The organism is Gemmobacter aquarius (genome assembly GCF_003060865.1).
Taxonomy (GTDB): Bacteria; Pseudomonadota; Alphaproteobacteria; order Rhodobacterales; family Rhodobacteraceae; genus Paragemmobacter; species Paragemmobacter aquarius.
Window position 1 is genome coordinate 1479180 of the sequence record NZ_CP028918.1, and the last position, 15452, is coordinate 1494631.

Sequence of the window (15452 nt, forward strand, 5' to 3'; positions counted from 1 at the left end):
TCCGGAGAGGGCAGACAGCCCTCTCCGGGGCCAGCCGCGGGCACGACACCAGACCGAAGGGCGCGATTTTTCGCAGAAAAATCGGGGCAGGGACAAGGCGCGCTAACCGTCCTTGCGCTTGGCCCTGTCCATGCGGCAGCGGTCCGAGCAGTATTTCACCTCGTCCCAGACCTTCTCCCATGCCTTGCGCCACACAAAGGGCCGCCCGCAGGTGGCGCAGGTCTTCGACGGCAGGTCGGACTTTTTACGCATCTTCGCCATCAGAGGTCAAAGCTCATCTGTGCCACATCCCCCTTGCGCCGCGCCATGCGGCTGCGGTCATTGACGAAGCGGCGGTCATTGCCGGGGCTGGCGTGGCGTTCGACCACCTCGAAGGCTGCGGCGCGGAACCCCGGCTCTTTGCGTAATCCCCAGCACAGCTCGCGCGCCGCCCGCGCGCTTGCGGCCACATCCACCACGGGTTCGGGATACATCCGACCCAAGAGCGACCCCGCCCCGCTCCACTTCCACGGCTCTTGCAAATACGCATCGGGCACGGCGGCGAGTTCGGGCACCCAGCGGCGGGTAAAAGCGCCGCTTGGGTCCTGGTCCTGCCCCTGTTTGACGGGGTTATAGATCCGCAACGTGTTTATCCCCGTCACCCCGGCCTGCATCTGCATCTGCGGCCAATGTATGCCGGGTTCGTAATCGGTAAAGCGCCGCGCCAGAACCGCCCCCGTCGCCCGCCAATCAAGCCACAGGTGATAGGACGCCACCGAAACCACCATGCCCCGCATGCGGAAATTCAGCCAGCCCGTCGCCCGCAGATAGCGCATGCAGGCATCCAGAAACGGCAGCCCCGTCTCGCCCTTTTCCCATGCCGCCAGCCGCAGGGCATCGGGTTCGCGCGGCCGCAGGGCATCGGCGGCGCGGTGCAGGGCGCGCATCTCGATCGCGGGTTCGGTTTCCAGCTTTTGCATGAAATGGTCGCGCCACGCGATGCGCGACTGGAACGACGACAGCGACCCGCCCCAGCGCCCGCCCGCCCGTTCGGCCCGCACCTCGGCCTGCCGCGCCGCCGTGGCCTGCACCACCTCGCGCGGCGAGATCGACCCAAGCGCCAGATGCGGTGACAGCCGCGAACAGGCCCGCTCGCCGGTCAGGGGCGAGGACATGGCGGCACGGTAAGTCTCGCCCCGCTGGCCAAGGAACGTGTCGAGCATGAGCAACCCCTGCGCCCGCCCGCCCGCCTGACGGTGCGCGCAGGGGTCATCGGCCAGCCGCAGGGCGCGGGCGGGCGGGATCGCCCCCGGTTCCACCCCCGCGATGGCCCGCAGGGCAGGGGGCGCGTCAATTACCGCCTCGCGCAGCACCGCATCCCTGCGCCCGGCCCAGCCGTCACGCCGGGCAAGGCGCCGGATAACGCCCTGCTGTGGCAGCTCGCGCCATTCCACCCCCGCGCCCCGTGCCCATTCCGCAACCCGACGGTCGCGGCCATAGGTCCACAGGTTCCCCGTCTCCTCATGGCTGATCACGCGGGCCACATCGTTCTGGCGGCACAGCCGGTCGAGCACCTCGACCGCCTCGCCCACCCGCACGATCAGCGGCGCACCAAGCCGCGCCAGATCCTCGCGCAGACCGGCCAGCGCCTCGGCGGTAAAGGCCCATTGCCGCGCCGATGTGTCGGGCAGGCGCCAATAGTCAGGCTCGACGATGTACAGCGGCAAGACCGCGCCCATCGCGGCGGCCTGCACCAGCGCGGGGTTGTCTTCGATGCGCAGATCGCGCTTGAACCAAACGAGAACATTCATGGAACATTTATCTAACCATGCCCGCAGATTCGTAAAGTCCCCATCTTGCCATCGTCGCGCTTTGCTGGCCCTATCCGGCCATGATCGATGCCAACCCCGCCGCCTTCTTGCGAAGCCTGTTCGACCGCGCCGTCGCCGTGGCCGATCCGATGCAATCGCTTGCCGGTTTCCTGCCACCCAGACCCGCAGGCCGCGTGGTCGTCGTCGGCGCAGGCAAAGCCAGCGCCCGCATGGCCGAAGCGGTCGAGGCGGTCTGGGGCCAGTGCGAGGGACTGGTCATCACGCGCTACGGCTATGCCCGCCCCTGTGCAGGGATAGAGATAATCGAAGCCGCGCATCCCGTGCCCGACCAATCGGGCGCAAAGGCCACAGCGCGCATGCTCTCGCTGCTCGAAAGCCTCGGTGAGGGCGATTTCGTCCTCGCCCTGATCTCGGGCGGGGCCTCCGCGCTGCTGGTCGCGCCAAGCGAAGGCGTGACGCTGGCCCAAAAGCAACAGGTCAATGCGGCCCTTCTTGCCAGCGGCGCGCCGATCGACCGGATGAACACGGTCCGCAAACACCTGAGCCGCGTCAAGGGCGGCCAACTCGCCGCCGCCGCCTATCCGGCGCGGATGCTTGCGCTGATGATTTCCGATGTGCCCCGCGACGATCCGGCCTTCATCGGCTCTGGCCCCACCGTGGGCGATGCCTCGACCCCCGCCAATGCCTTGGCCATCTTGCGCGACTGGTCCGTGCCCGCGCCTGCATCCGTCACCGCCGCCCTGTCGCGGCCTTCGGGCGTGGTCGTGCCCGACGACCCGCGCCTGTCGCGCACCACCAACATCATATATGCCGCCCCCGCCCAATCGCTGCATGCCGCAGCCGAACTTGCACGGGCAGGGGGGGCCGAAGTCCGCATCCTCGGTGATGCAATCGAAGGCGAAGCCCGCGACGTGGCGGCATCGATGGCGGCCGAGGCGCTCCGCCTGCAAAGCGTCCGCAAGCCTGCCGATCCGCCGCTTGTTCTGCTGTCGGGCGGCGAACTTACCGTCACCCGCCGTGGCGCAGGCATCGGCGGGCCGAATGCCGAATTCTGCCTTGGGCTGGTCCTCGCGCTGAAAGGCGCAGCCGGTATCCACGCCATCGCCTGCGACACGGACGGAATCGATGGCGCGGCGGAGGTGGCGGGCGCGATCATCGGCCCCGACACGCTGGCAAAAGCCGCAGCCCTTGGGCTCGACCCCGCCGCAGCCCTTGCCGCCAATGATGCCCACAGCTTTTTCGGCAAGATCGGCGCGCAGGTCGTCACCGGCCCCACCCTGACCAATGTCAACGATTTCCGCGCAATCCTGATCGTCTGATCACTGCGTCAATCGCCGGAACGCCTGTTCCCCCTCGACCACGAAGCGCAGCATCCGGTCGGAGGCCCCCACCACATCGCCCGCGGCAAAGGCCGCCAGCAACTCGCGCTGGCCTGCAATCACAACGGCATGCGACACCGGATCGCGCATCGTCGTCAGCCGCACGCGCTGCACCTGCGCCATGTAGCGGCGGATCGTGTCCAGAAGTGCGCGGTTCGGCACCATCGACAGCCAGCCGCTGCGAAACCGTTCCGACGCGCGGAAGAACAGCGGAATATCGCCGCTGAGCAGCGTGCTTTGCACCTGTTCCACCGCCTCGGCCAGCAGGGCAATCTGCGCCCCGGTCATCGCTTGCGCCGCCATCGCCGCCGCCCGCGGTTCGAGCAGACGCCGCAGTTCGAACACCTCCAGCACCTCGGCATCGGTCAGGTTGGGCAGGGTAAAGCCCCGCGTGGTGGGCACCAGATAGCCCTCTGCCGCCAGTTGCAGCAACGCATCGCGCACCGGCATGCGCGACACGCCCATATCGCTGGCCAGCGTGGTGTCGACCAGACGGTCCTGCCAGCCCAGCTCGCCATTCTGGATGCGGGTCAGCAGCAGGTCGTAAATGCGGTCACGGTGGCTTTGACGGGACATGAATTGAATACTCTTTGCACGCCCTTTCTGCCCCGGCATAGCGGAAAAAGCAACCTTCTGCGGCTCAAGATTAATTTCAAGCCTAAAACATCACTTGAAATGGATACGGAATCTGCAAGGCTTTCTTGAGGTCCGGCCCGACGCGAATCCTTCGTGCCCGAGGATCGCCAGCAACACCGCAGCCCAACAAGGAGGAACCCATGACCATCACCAGACGCCGGACATTCACCCTCGCAGCCGTTTTCGCCTTTGGCCTCGGCATCGGAGCGCAAGCGCAAGAGGCGCTGAAAGTCGGTTCCTACCCCGCCAATCCGCCGTGGGAGAACAAGACCGAAGCTGGCACCTTCGAAGGCTTCGAAGTCGACATCGTGAATGAAATCGCCAAGCGCATGGGCACCACCGCCGAAATCGCGGGCCTCGATTTCAAGGCGCTTTTCGTCGCCACCGCGTCGAACCGCGTCGACATGGTGATCTCGTCGCTGACCATCACCAACGAGCGTCTGGAAAGCCAGTCCTTCACCCAGCCTTACGTCGAAGGCGCGCTTGGCATCGGCGTCAAGGAAGGGTCGGACATCACATCCACAGCCGACCTCGAGGGCAAGATCGTCGGCTCCATCGCCACCTCCTTCCCCGAAAGCTGGCTGAAAGAGCGCGAGGCCGAACTGGGTTACGCCGAATACAAATCGTATGACACCACGTCGAACATGCTGTCCGATCTTGCCAATGGCCGGATCGACGCTGCGGTGAACGATGTCGTGGGCCTGCGCTATGCTTTCGCCCAGATGACCGGCCTTGCCGTGGCCGAAGAGATCACTACGGGCGAGAAGTTTGCGATCATGATGCCCAAAGGGTCCGACAAGCTGGAAGCGGTCAACCAGATCATTTCCGACATGAAGACCGATGGCACCATGGCCGCGATCTATGAAAAATGGCTTGGCGTGGCGCCTGCTGCGGGCAGCTTTACCGTCACCCCGATGCCGGTCCCGACCTCGGCCGACTGACCCCTGCACCACGGGGGGCCACGGCCCCCCGAACCCCCCAAGGCCCGCTAAATGACAGCCCATCTCGCATCCGTCCGCATCGATGCGCCCTTCGACACCGTCTTCGACGCGCTTGCCGACGGGCATCGCCTTGGCCGCTGGGCGCTTGGCTCTATGGACCTGCAGCCTTTGGCCGAAGCCGGTCTGTGGCGCGGCACCTCGCTTTTCGACGGCACCACGGCCGAGGTCGAAATCCGGCCGCACCGCGCGCTTGGCCTGATCGATTTCCACCTTGGCCCCGCAGGCGCCCGCGTTCCACGCGTGTCGATCCGCGTGACGCGCGGCGCCGACTGGGGCCAGCCCGAAGGCACCGCCATGGTGGCCATGACAACATGGCGGGCTGCGTGGATGGATGACGCCCGCTGGGCCCGCACCTGCAAGACGCACGAGCTGGAGGTATTGCTCTTCAAGGCCCAGATCGAAACGGCTTTCAGCGCCGCGCGGACCAAGCCATGATCGATTTGGGCGATACGCCCGCCGCATGGCGCGCCCGCTTCCGCGATGGCGAGGTGCGCCAGACCTCGGCCCTGTGCGACGGTTACGGGCAAGCCAATCTTGCCGTCATTCCCGAAGCCTGGGCCGACGATTTCGAGTGCTTCCTGCGCGCCAACCCCGCCGCCTGCCCGCTGCTGGCGCGGGGCAGGGCGGGGGAATGGGGCCTGCCCGCGCTTGGCGATTTCGACCTGCGCCGCGACCTGCCGCTGTACCGGCTGTTCCGCCATGGCAAGGCCGCTGCCCACACCGCCGATGTCTCGGGCTACTGGACGCCCGACCTCGTGGCCTTTGCCATCGGCTGCTCGCTCAGCTTCGAGGCCGATCTGGTCGCGGCCGGCGTGACCCTGCGCTGCCACGGGGCAGGGCGCAGCTGTTCGGCCTTTGACACCACGATCCCCAACCGCGCTGCGGGCGGGTTCGGCGGCAATCTGGTGGTGTCGATGCGGGCGATCCCTGCCGATCAGGTGGGCCTTGCCACAAGTGTCACCAGACAGCACCCCCGGTCGCACGGCGCGCCTGTCCACATCGGCGACCCCAAAGCCATCGGAGTCGATCTGGCCAAACCCGTCGACGGCATCGGCCTGACCGACATAGGCCCCGGCGAGGTGCCGGTGTTCTGGGCCTGCGGTGTCACGATGGAGCGCGCCATCGCCTCGGCCCGCGTCCCCTTTGCGATCACCCATGCCCCCGGTCATATGCTGATCACCGACACCCGCGTGAAAGGCCAGCCATGAGCGCCGTAGACATCTTCTTCAACACCGACGTGCTGTGGCGATCGATCCCCATCCTGATGCGGGGGCTTGCCAACACCGTCCTTCTGGGCCTGACCGCCATCATCCTCGGCACGCTGGCAGGCCTTGGTGTCGCCATGGTCCGGCTTTACGCGCCGCGCCCGCTGCAACTGCTGGCCATCGGCTATACCGACCTGATGCGCGCCATGCCGGTGCTGGTGGTGCTGATACTGATCTATTACGCGCTGCCCTTTGCGGGCATCGTGCTTTCGTCCTTCACCGCCGCCGCCGTGGCCCTGTCGATGGTCTTTGCCGCCTATGCCGCCGAGGTGATGCGCGCAGGCATCCAGTCGGTGCCAAAGGGCCAATTCGAAGCGGCCTCGGCGCTTGGCCTCGGCTTCTGGCTGACCATGCGAAAGGTGGTCTACCCGCAGGCGATGCGGATCGTCATCCCGCCCCATGCCTCGAACTGCGTGTCGATCATCAAGGACACCTCGCTCGCCTCGGTGGTCGCCATGTCGGACCTCTTGAAACAGGCCACCGACGCGCAGGCGCTTTTCGCCAACCCGACCCCGCTGATCGGGGCCGCGATCCTTTATGTCGCCATGCTCTGGCCGCTGGTGCGGCTGACAGGATGGCTCGAACACCGTTTCCAGCGCGCCTACGTCCGCTGACACGCAAGACCCCAAGGAATACCATGGAAGACGCCTATTTCCTCTACCACTCGATCGGCCAATACCCCGGCAAGGCCGATGATCTTGCCCGCGCTATGGCCGAATTCGCAGGCGTCTGGGGGGCCGCCAATGACGCGCAATGGGGCTATCTGCTCGGCGGTCGCGCCCGTTTCATCGACCGTTGGCGCAGCATCATAGGCGCCCCCGAGGCCACGCTGACCACATCAGAGTCGGTCACCCAAAGCCTGCACATGCTGGTGACAGCGCTGCCGCCCGAAACCCTGCGCGGCAAGCGCGTGCTGGTGGGGGCCGATTGCTTCCCGTCGAACCATTTCCTCTTGACGAAACTGGCCGACCGCATGGGCTTCACCCTCCACACCGTGCCTTTCCACCAAGGGGCCGCTCATGTCGAGGATGAAGACTTTACCGCCGCATGGGGCCCTGACGTGGGCCTCGCCCTGCTCACATGGGTGTCATCGACCACCTCGCACCGCATCGATCTGGACGCGCTCGTCACCCATGGCCGCCAGATGGGCAGCCTGATCGGCGTCGACATCACCCAAGCCGCGGGATTGCTGCCCTTTGACGTCACCGCTCCGGCGGTCGATTTCACCGTCTCGACCAGTCTGAAATGGATGTGCGGCACGCCGGGGGCAGGCATCCTGCACGTTGCGCCTGAACTCATCGCCCGATGCCAGCCCGAACTCCGCGGCTGGTTCAGCCAGGACAACCCCTTCAACTGGGGCTTGGACACCTTCGAATACGCCCCCGACATCCGCCGCTTCGACAATGGCACACCGGGATGCATGGCCGCACTGGCCTCGCTTCCCGCGCTTGACTGGCACGCGCAGGCCGACCGCCCCGCCATCGCGGCGCAAAACCGCCGCCAGACCGCCCGCATCATCGAGGCTGCGGACGAGATGGGCCTGACACTCGTCACCCCCCGAGCAGAGGCGAAACGCGGCGGCTCGGTCATGCTGAGGATCGATCCGCCCGCCGCACAGGTCGTGGCGGCCTTGCGCGAAGAGGGCATCGCAACCGACGCACGCGGCCAGACCTTGCGCCTGTCGCCCGGAATCGTGACCACCGACGATGGCGTGGAACGGTTGATCACGGCGCTTGGCCATCTTTTGCGCGCCTGACCGCAGCACCCTGCATCCTGCCCGGAAAGAGGGGGGCTTTCCGCCCCCCTCGGCACGTCCCGTGCCTCACCCCCCGAGGATATTTGTCGCCGAGAAGAAACGGACCGCATCCTTGCCCTTCTTCTCGGCCCAAATATCCTCGGGGGGAGGCGAGGCTGGCCGAGCCACGGGGGGCAGAAGGCCCCCCGCCTTGATGCCCCCGATGCGCCTTGCCGGAAAGCCTCTTGACGCCCCCGCCGCCCGCGTCCCCAATGCGGGACGGAGGGACCCGTCATGACCAGCTTCACCACCGACCGCATGCTCAACTTCGGCGATTGCGATATTTCCGGCACCGCCTATTACCCCGCCTACCTCAACATCCTGAACGGCGTGGTCGAGGAATTCTGGACCCATATCGGCTATCCGTGGCACGAGATCATCTGGAAGGAACGCTGGGGCACCCCCACCGTCCACCTGTCGTGCGACTTCTCGCGCCCTTCGTTTTTCGGCGACAGGCTGACCTTCCGCTTAAGCGTGCTCAAGGTCGGCAAATCCTCGGTCCGCATCCGCCACACCGTCCATTGCGGGGCCGAAGACCGCTGGTCGGGCGAACAGGTGCTTGCGGCAAGCTGGCTTGACAAACACACCTCGATGCCATGGCCTGACGATGTGAAAGCCAAGCTCGAAAGCTTCCTTGCCCCCGCCGACCCCGTCCCGCACATTCCGGTTCAGGCCCAGACGTAAGCTAGGCCCAAACCTGATCGGGGTCGGGCAGGGGGATCGCATCCAGCAATTCGCGCGTATAGGCGGCCTGCGGGTCTGCGAACAAATCCGCCGTAATGCGGTCTTCCACGATAACGCCCTGATGCAACACGATGGTCCGCTGGCACAGCCTGCGGATCACGCTCAGATCATGGCTGATAAAGGCCAGCGTCAGCCCCAGATCGGCCACCAGCCGTTCCAGCAGGTTCAACACCTGCGCCTGTGACGACACGTCCAGCCCCGACACGATTTCATCGGCCAGAATGAAGTCCGGCTCCAGCGCAATCGCCCGCGCGATCCCCACCCGCTGCCGCTGCCCGCCCGAAAGTTCATGCGGATAGCGCGCAGCAAACCCCTGCGGCAGCCCCACATGGTCCAACGCCCGCGCAACGCGGCCCGCCACATCGTCGAACTGATGCAGCCGCAACGGCTCGGCGATGATCGTGCCGACCCCGTGGCGCGGGTTCAAACTGCTCATCGGGTCTTGGAATATCATCTGGAACCGCCGCCGCAGCGGGCGCAAAGCCGACTCGTCCAGATGGGTAATATCCACCCCGTCGAACGAAACCCGCCCGCCCGAAGGCTCCAAAAGCCTGACCAGCACCCGCCCCAGCGTCGATTTCCCCGACCCCGACCCGCCGACGATCCCGACCACGGCACCCTTCGGGATCGTGAAACTCAACCCCTTCAGAATCTCCAAGCGCGGCGCTGCCCCCAGCAAGGGCTTGCGCGTCATATCCGCCAGCGACAGACGCAGGTTCTCGACCGTGTAAAGATCAGCCATGCGACCCCCCGTCAAAATCGGCCACTTCCGCCCGCACCGCCGCGATGACCGCGTCAGGCACCGGCGTCAGGCTCGCCAAGGGATCGGTATATTTCGGTGTCGCAGCCAGCAGCGCCGCCGAATAGGCATGGCGCGGGGCGGCAAAGAAATCGCGCACCCTTGCGTCCTCGACGACCATCCCGCCGTAAAGCACGCTCAAGCTCTGGCACACCTTGCTCACCACCCCCAGATCATGCGTCACGAACAACAGCGCCGTGCCGTGCCGCGCCTGCATCCCCGCGATCAGCTTCAGGATCTGCTTTTGCACCGTCACATCCAGCGCGGTGGTGGGTTCATCCGCCACTATCAGCTTCGGCTCGGCCGCAAATGCGCTCGCGATCAAGATCCGCTGCCGCATTCCGCCCGAAAGCTCGTGCGGATAGCACCGCAACACCCGCTCCGGCTCGGCAATCTGCACCTCGGCCAGCAACTCCAGCGCCCGCGCCTCGGCCCGCCCGCGCTCCCAGCCCAGAATATCCACCAGCCGGTCGGTGATCTGCCCCCCGATCCGGCGCGAAGGGTTCAGCGCGGTCAACGGGTCTTGCGGGATCAGCGCCGCCGTCGCCCCGATCCGCCGCCGCCGTTCCGCGACCGGCAGCGCCAGCAAATCCACCCCGTCGAGCCAGATTTCCCCGCCCGTCACCTGTACCGACTGCGGCAATATCCCCAAGACCGCCTTGCCGATCATCGACTTGCCGGCCCCGCTTTCGCCCACCAGCCCCCGCACCTCGCCCGCCGCAACGTCGAGTGACACCGCCCGCAACAGCGCAGGCCCGCCCTTGACCCGCGCCGACAACCCGCGCACCGAAAGAAAGCTCATCGCAGCACCGGATCGAAGCGGTCCTTCAACCCCTCGCCTAGTTGGGAAAACGCCAGCACCGTCAGGAACAAGGCGACCAGCGGGAACACCAGCACCCACCATGCCTGATAGACCGATGTGCGCCCTTCGGAAATCATCCCCCCCCAGGTCGGGAAATCGGTGGAAATCGACAGGTTCACAAAGGACAGAATGGCCTCGACGATCACGGCAATCCCCATCTCCAGCGTCAGCAGAACCACCACAGTCGGCAGCACATTGGGCACGATCTCGCGCCACATCACACCCAGCCGCCCCCGCCCCGCCACACGCGCCGAGGCCACATAATCCATCGCCCCTTGCGTCATCGCCTCGGCCCGCACCACCCGCGCAAAGCGCGTCCAGTCGATCACCACGATGGCAAGGATGATCGACCAAAGCCCCGGCCCCAGCACCGCAATCAGCAGGATCGAAAACAGCACCGGCGGAAAGGCCATCCAGATGTCGATCAGACGCGAAATCACCAGATCCACCCAGCCGCGCAGAAAACCCGCCATGACCCCCAGCACAGCCCCGATCAGACACGTCACCGTTCCTGCCACCAGCGCCACCCCCAGCGCAATCCGCGCGCCAAAGATGATGCGCGACAGCACATCGCGCCCCAGACTGTCGGTTCCCAGCAGGTACCCCGGTTCCGCCCCCGCCGCCCAGAACGGCGGCAAGCGGCCCAGAAACAGATCCTGCGCCAAGGGGTCTTTCGGTGCCACCCATGGCGCAAAGACCGCCACCAGCACCAAAAGCCCCAGCCACCCCGCCGAAAGCCACAGGCGAACCCCCGCCCGCCGCTTCACCGCGCCCTTCCCGTCAAGCATGGCGCAACCTCGGGTTCAGTGCGGCATAAAGCAGGTCGACCACCAGATTGACGCCGGTAAAGATCACCGCAAACAGGATGACGATCCCCTGTATCAACGGCAAATCGCGGTTGATCACGGCATCGATCGCCATATTCCCCAACCCTTCATAGGAAAACAGCCGCTCGATGATCACAGTGCCCCCGATCAGAAAGGTGAACTGCACCCCCACCAGCGTCAGCGTGGGCAGCACGGCGTTGCGTAGCGCCTCGCGCAAGATGACATGGGTCTCGCCATAGCCCTTTGTGCGCGCAAGCGTCACGTAATCCAGATGCATCGTCTCTTTCAGGCTTTGCTTGAGCAATTGCCCGATGATCGCAGCCAGCGGAATGGCCAGCGCCAAAGCGGGCATCAACATATGGCTCACGATATCCAGCCACAGATCGAAGCGCAGCCGCAGCAGACTCTCGAACAGGTAGAAGTTGGTGCTGAACGGCAATTCCAGCGAAGGCGTCACCCGGCCCGAAATATGAAACACCGGCACCAGCACGCCAAACAGCAAGATCAGAACCAGCCCCCACAGGAAATCCGGCACCGATAGCGCCATGCCATTGGCGACATCGATCGCCCCCTCCACCCGCGTCCCGCGCCGCTTGGTCCCCACCAGCGCCGCAAAACCGCCAATGATCACCGCCATCACCAGCGCCATGATCGAAAGCTCCAGCGTCGCAGGCAACCGCCCGAGAACCAGCCCCAGCACCGGCTGCCGCGTGGTGATCGAGGTGCCGAAATCCCCCTGCACCACCCCCGAAACCCAGATCAGGAATTGCTGCCAGATCGGCTTGTCCAACCCGTAAAGCGCGGTCAGTTGTGCTATATCCGCCTCCGTCGCCCCCGGAGGCAGCATCATGGCAATCGGATTGCCCGGCACCACGCGGATCACGAAGAACACGATGACCGCCACCCCCGCCAGCGTCACCGCCGTCGTCGCCAGCCGCAAAAGAAGAACCCGAAAGACCTGCATCCACCCCATCCCCCCGCGCCAAGGCACAGGGCAGGGGCCTCGCCCCCTCATTTTCTGTCCTACAAATATCCCACGGGGGTGCGGGGGTGTGAAACCCCCGCTCCGCCGCCGACACAGGGCACCCCGCGTCACCCACGTTTCGGTCCCCATCGGGGGGTCCGGGGGGACGCAAGTCCCCCGGACGTCTGCAAAAGGAACCGACCCGTCAGGCCCGCTTCATCAGATGCGGCAACAGGGCCCCGCTTGCATGGGGCGTCACCACAACCCCCGGCGCGTGCAGGATCGGCTGGACGTATTGCAGCAGCGGAATGACCAGCGCGTTCTCGGCGATGAACTTGTCCACGGCCTTCCAGCCCTCGATCCGCTTGGCCTCGTCGGCCTCGCCCCACAAAGGCCCGATCATGCCGATCAGATCCTCGCCGTCCCAGACCGAATGGGGCGACGGCCCGAACATCGCAAAGCCGGTCGAAGTGGTCGGATCGCCCACCGAATTGCCCCAGTTGTAGAACGCCGCAGGCGCCAACTGGTCCGCCGCGCGCAGCTCGTAGTGCTTGGCGATCTCGTAAACCTCGATCTCCGCCTCGATCCCGACCTTGCGCCACAGGCCCACAATGGCCTGCACCATCTCGTAATCCTTGGGCTTGAAACCCTTGGTGGTCTGGATCTTGAACTTTACCGGCTTGTCGACGCTGTAGCCCGAAGCCGCCAGCAACTCGACCGCCTTCTCGGGGGAATATTCCACAGTGATCGACGCATCATAGGCGTCGTATTCCGGCGTCTCGAGAGTGTCGATCTTGACGCCATAGCCCGACAGCAGCCGGTCGATGATCGTCTGCTTGTCCACCGCATGGGCTGCGGCTTTCCGGACGTTCGGGTCCAGCATCACGTCGATATCGTTCAGGAAAATCATCCCGATATCGGAAATGGGTGCTGCCACACCGGCCAAGGGGCCGCCCTTCAGGCGGTCATATTCCTCATAGGGCATTTCCAGCGTGACATGGCTGTTGCCGCTTTCCACCTCGGCCACGCGCGCCGCCGCATCGGGCACGAACTTGATCGTCACCGTGTCGAAATCGGGCTTGCCACCCCAGTAATTCGCGTTCGCCTTCAACCGCACGAATGCGTTGCGCTCGAACTTTTCCACCATATAGGGGCCGGTCCCGATGGGGGCAGCCTCGAAGCCCTCGGCCCCGACCTTTTCGTAATAGGCTTTGGGCAGAACGTATCCGGTCAGGAAATACATCCACTTGAAGATGGTGGGATCGAACTGCTTCACATCGGCCGTGACCGTGTTGCCTTCGACCACGAAATTGGTCAGCGATCCCCAGACAAAGTTGATCGGGTTCCCCGTTTCGGGGTTCGCCGCCCGTTCCAGCGACCAAGCCACATCTTCCGCCGTAAAGGGCGACCCGTCGTGCCAGGTCACGCCTTCGCGCACGGTCATCTTCACCTTGGTCCGGTCCTCGTTCCAGCCCCATTCGGTCAGCAACCCCGGCGCAGGCTTGAGGTCAGGCTGCTGCAAGATGAACTGGTCGAACACCGACTGGTAAAGCCCTTGGATCGTCGGGTTCACCGCACTCGGCCCCACGGTCGGGTCCCATGACGGGAGCGTAACGTTATAGGCGATCACCAATTCCTCGATGGCCTGCGCGCTTGCGGGCAGGCCAACCGCCCCCGCGGCCACACCCGCCGCCGAGATCTTGATCAGGCTTCTTCTGCTGAGTTTCATCGTTGTTTTCCCTGTTGTCGTCTTTGTTGTTGGTCTTGGTATATCACGCACCGGCCAGACGTTGCGCCAAAAGATAACCCGGATTGGCCCCGGTTCCGGCCCCCGGCCAGACGGCGGCCCCCGTCATGTGCAGTCCCGCCAGCGGGGTCGATCCATCGGCATGGCCGCGCATCGGGCGAAACAGGAAATGCTGGCCCAGATGGTGGCTGCCGCAAACCTGATCGCCACCGACAAGGTTCGGGTTCTCGGCCTGCAATTGCACAGGGGTAACAACACTTTGCCCGATGATCTTCGCGCGGGTTCCGGGCGCATGGGCTTCCAGAATATCCAAGACCCGCTCCGCAAACGGCCCCGCCGCCCCGTCCCAATCGCGCGCCCCGATCTGACCCTTGGCATCGCCCGCGATCACGCCCGGCGCCATCCGCACCTGCACCCACAGCGTGTGCTTGCCCGCAGGCGCACGGGTGGCATCGACCACCGTCGGCTGCCCGACCACCAGTATCGGCTCGTCCGGCAACAGCCCCGCGCTGGCTTGGCTGTAGGTCCGCGCCATCTTGTCCAAACTCGGCGCGATATGCACGTAAGCATAGCCCCGCAGTGCCGCCCCGGCCCGCCATTCCGGCAGGTCCGACAGCGCAAGATGGATCATCATCGTCCCCGGCGCATGCCGGAACGCCGCCAACCCCTTGTCGAAAGCGGGCGTCACCGCCCCCGTCAGCCGCGACAGGTTCTGCGGCGCGACCCCTGCGATCACGGCGCGTCCTGCCATCACCCGCCGCCCGTCCGCCAGTTCCACACCCGTGACCCGATCCCCCTCGCGCAGCACCCGTGCCACCGGCGCATCGCACTCGACCACGCCGCCCCGCGCCCGGATCGCCGCCACCAGCGCGTTGATGATCGTATCCGCGCCGCCCTGGCCCAGCACCATGCCGAAGGCCTGACCCGCCATGCCTTCCAGATAGGGAAAAATCGCACCCCCCGCGATGTCGGGCGCATAATCCAGATGCATCCCCCATGCGCCCAGCATCGCCTTGGTGCGGGGGGAGGCAAAGGTTTCGTCCAGCCATGCCCGGGGCGAGGCGAGCAGGAAGCGGCCCATGTCCAGCGTTCCCGCCACACCCTTGGCGCGAAGCATTTTGAATATGAAATATCCAAGCGCACGCATCCGCATCGGGCTTCCGAGCAGGCCGAACAGATGCGGCGCCTCGTCCCCGAACCCGTCGCAAAGCCGCGCCCAGGTCGCCGCGTCATCCTGCGAAAGGCGGGCAAGGTTGGCCATCGTCTCGGCGCGGTCGGTCGAAACCCCGCACCACGACCCGTCCGGAAAACTCGACGCAAAGGGCCGCGCCACCGGCACGAAGGCGCAGCCGTGCCGCTGCAATTCGGCCCCGTATTGCTTGAAAAACGCGCTTCCTGCGAACAGTGACAGGTTCATCGCCGCCCAGTCGTGGCGAAAGCCGGGCAGGGTGTATTCGCCGGTCTTGACCGCACCGCCCGCCGTTGCCGCCCCCTCGAACACGCCCACGCGCCAGCCTTTGGCCGACAGGTGCAGGGCAGCGGCCAACGTGTTGTGGCCCGCCCCGATCATCACCGCGTCAAAGCTCGATTTCATGCAGCGCCTCGTCTGGTTGCCGAAGGAT

Annotated in this window: 16 protein-coding genes; 7 read left to right on the forward strand and 9 right to left on the reverse strand. The window is 65.5% G+C overall.

The genetic code is table 11. From position 1 onward, the window contains the following. Positions 1-102: 102 nt before the first annotated feature. Both HYN69_RS07095 and HYN69_RS07100 read right to left on the reverse strand, forming a co-directional pair. On the reverse strand, positions 103-261 hold the full coding sequence (locus HYN69_RS07095; protein ID WP_108435128.1) for a DUF2256 domain-containing protein: 159 nt from the start codon (positions 259-261) through the stop codon (positions 103-105). Beyond that, positions 261-1790 carry an FAD-binding domain-containing protein gene (locus HYN69_RS07100; RefSeq protein WP_108435129.1) on the reverse strand — a complete coding sequence of 510 codons (1530 nt, stop codon included), beginning with the start codon at positions 1788-1790 and terminating at the stop codon, positions 261-263. The genes HYN69_RS07095 and HYN69_RS07100 overlap by 1 nt, the downstream gene beginning before the upstream one ends. 80 nt (positions 1791-1870) lie before the next feature. Here HYN69_RS07100 and HYN69_RS07105 point away from each other — a divergent pair, with 80 nt between their 5' ends. Next, a complete protein-coding gene (locus tag HYN69_RS07105; protein ID WP_108435130.1) occupies positions 1871-3130 on the forward strand; it encodes a glycerate kinase type-2 family protein in 1260 nt (419 codons plus the stop codon). On the opposite strand, the gene HYN69_RS07110 is transcribed toward HYN69_RS07105, so the two are convergent. Then, positions 3131-3766, reverse strand: a complete 636-nt coding sequence (locus tag HYN69_RS07110; protein ID WP_108435131.1) for a GntR family transcriptional regulator — start codon at positions 3764-3766, stop codon at positions 3131-3133. A gap of 200 nt (positions 3767-3966) precedes the next feature. Here HYN69_RS07110 and HYN69_RS07115 point away from each other — a divergent pair, with 200 nt between their 5' ends. The 6 genes from HYN69_RS07115 to HYN69_RS07140 all read left to right on the forward strand — a co-directional run bounded on the left by HYN69_RS07115 (position 3967) and on the right by HYN69_RS07140 (position 8571). Then, positions 3967-4767: an ABC transporter substrate-binding protein gene (locus HYN69_RS07115; protein ID WP_108435132.1), complete on the forward strand. Its 801-nt coding sequence runs from the start codon at positions 3967-3969 to the stop codon at positions 4765-4767. 51 nt (positions 4768-4818) lie between these two features. After that, positions 4819-5262, forward strand: coding sequence for a hypothetical protein (locus HYN69_RS07120; protein WP_108435133.1), 444 nt, complete (start codon positions 4819-4821; stop codon positions 5260-5262). After that, positions 5259-6035 (forward strand): D-glutamate cyclase family protein, encoded by a 777-nt coding sequence (locus HYN69_RS07125; protein WP_108435134.1) that lies wholly within the window; start codon positions 5259-5261, stop codon positions 6033-6035. The genes HYN69_RS07120 and HYN69_RS07125 overlap by 4 nt, the downstream gene beginning before the upstream one ends. Further along, positions 6032-6706: an amino acid ABC transporter permease gene (locus HYN69_RS07130; RefSeq protein ID WP_108435135.1), complete on the forward strand. Its 675-nt coding sequence runs from the start codon at positions 6032-6034 to the stop codon at positions 6704-6706. The genes HYN69_RS07125 and HYN69_RS07130 overlap by 4 nt, the downstream gene beginning before the upstream one ends. A 23-nt stretch (positions 6707-6729) precedes the next feature. Further along, positions 6730-7848 carry an aminotransferase class V-fold PLP-dependent enzyme gene (locus tag HYN69_RS07135; protein ID WP_108435136.1) on the forward strand — a complete coding sequence of 373 codons (1119 nt, stop codon included), beginning with the start codon at positions 6730-6732 and terminating at the stop codon, positions 7846-7848. Positions 7849-8121: 273 nt separating this feature from the next. Then, entirely contained in the window at positions 8122-8571 is a 450-nt protein-coding gene (locus HYN69_RS07140; protein WP_108435137.1) for an acyl-CoA thioesterase, read from the forward strand. Between the two features lies 1 nt (position 8572). On the opposite strand, the gene HYN69_RS07145 is transcribed toward HYN69_RS07140, so the two are convergent. From HYN69_RS07145 to HYN69_RS07170, 6 genes are all read right to left on the reverse strand, one after another. Continuing rightward, positions 8573-9373, reverse strand: a complete 801-nt coding sequence (locus HYN69_RS07145) for an ATP-binding cassette domain-containing protein (protein WP_108435138.1) — start codon at positions 9371-9373, stop codon at positions 8573-8575. After that, a complete protein-coding gene (locus tag HYN69_RS07150; RefSeq protein WP_108435139.1) occupies positions 9366-10232 on the reverse strand; it encodes an ABC transporter ATP-binding protein in 867 nt (288 codons plus the stop codon). Before HYN69_RS07150 ends, HYN69_RS07145 begins: the two co-directional genes overlap by 8 nt. Continuing rightward, positions 10229-11080: an ABC transporter permease gene (locus tag HYN69_RS07155; RefSeq protein WP_108435140.1), complete on the reverse strand. Its 852-nt coding sequence runs from the start codon at positions 11078-11080 to the stop codon at positions 10229-10231. The genes HYN69_RS07150 and HYN69_RS07155 overlap by 4 nt, the downstream gene beginning before the upstream one ends. Beyond that, positions 11073-12083, reverse strand: coding sequence for an ABC transporter permease (locus HYN69_RS07160; protein WP_108437076.1), 1011 nt, complete (start codon positions 12081-12083; stop codon positions 11073-11075). The genes HYN69_RS07155 and HYN69_RS07160 overlap by 8 nt, the downstream gene beginning before the upstream one ends. Positions 12084-12288: 205 nt before the next feature. Then, on the reverse strand, positions 12289-13812 hold the full coding sequence (locus tag HYN69_RS07165) for an ABC transporter substrate-binding protein (protein ID WP_108435141.1): 1524 nt from the start codon (positions 13810-13812) through the stop codon (positions 12289-12291). 43 nt (positions 13813-13855) lie between these two features. Beyond that, on the reverse strand, positions 13856-15424 hold the full coding sequence (locus HYN69_RS07170; protein ID WP_108435142.1) for a phytoene desaturase family protein: 1569 nt from the start codon (positions 15422-15424) through the stop codon (positions 13856-13858). Positions 15425-15452: the final 28 nt, after the last annotated feature.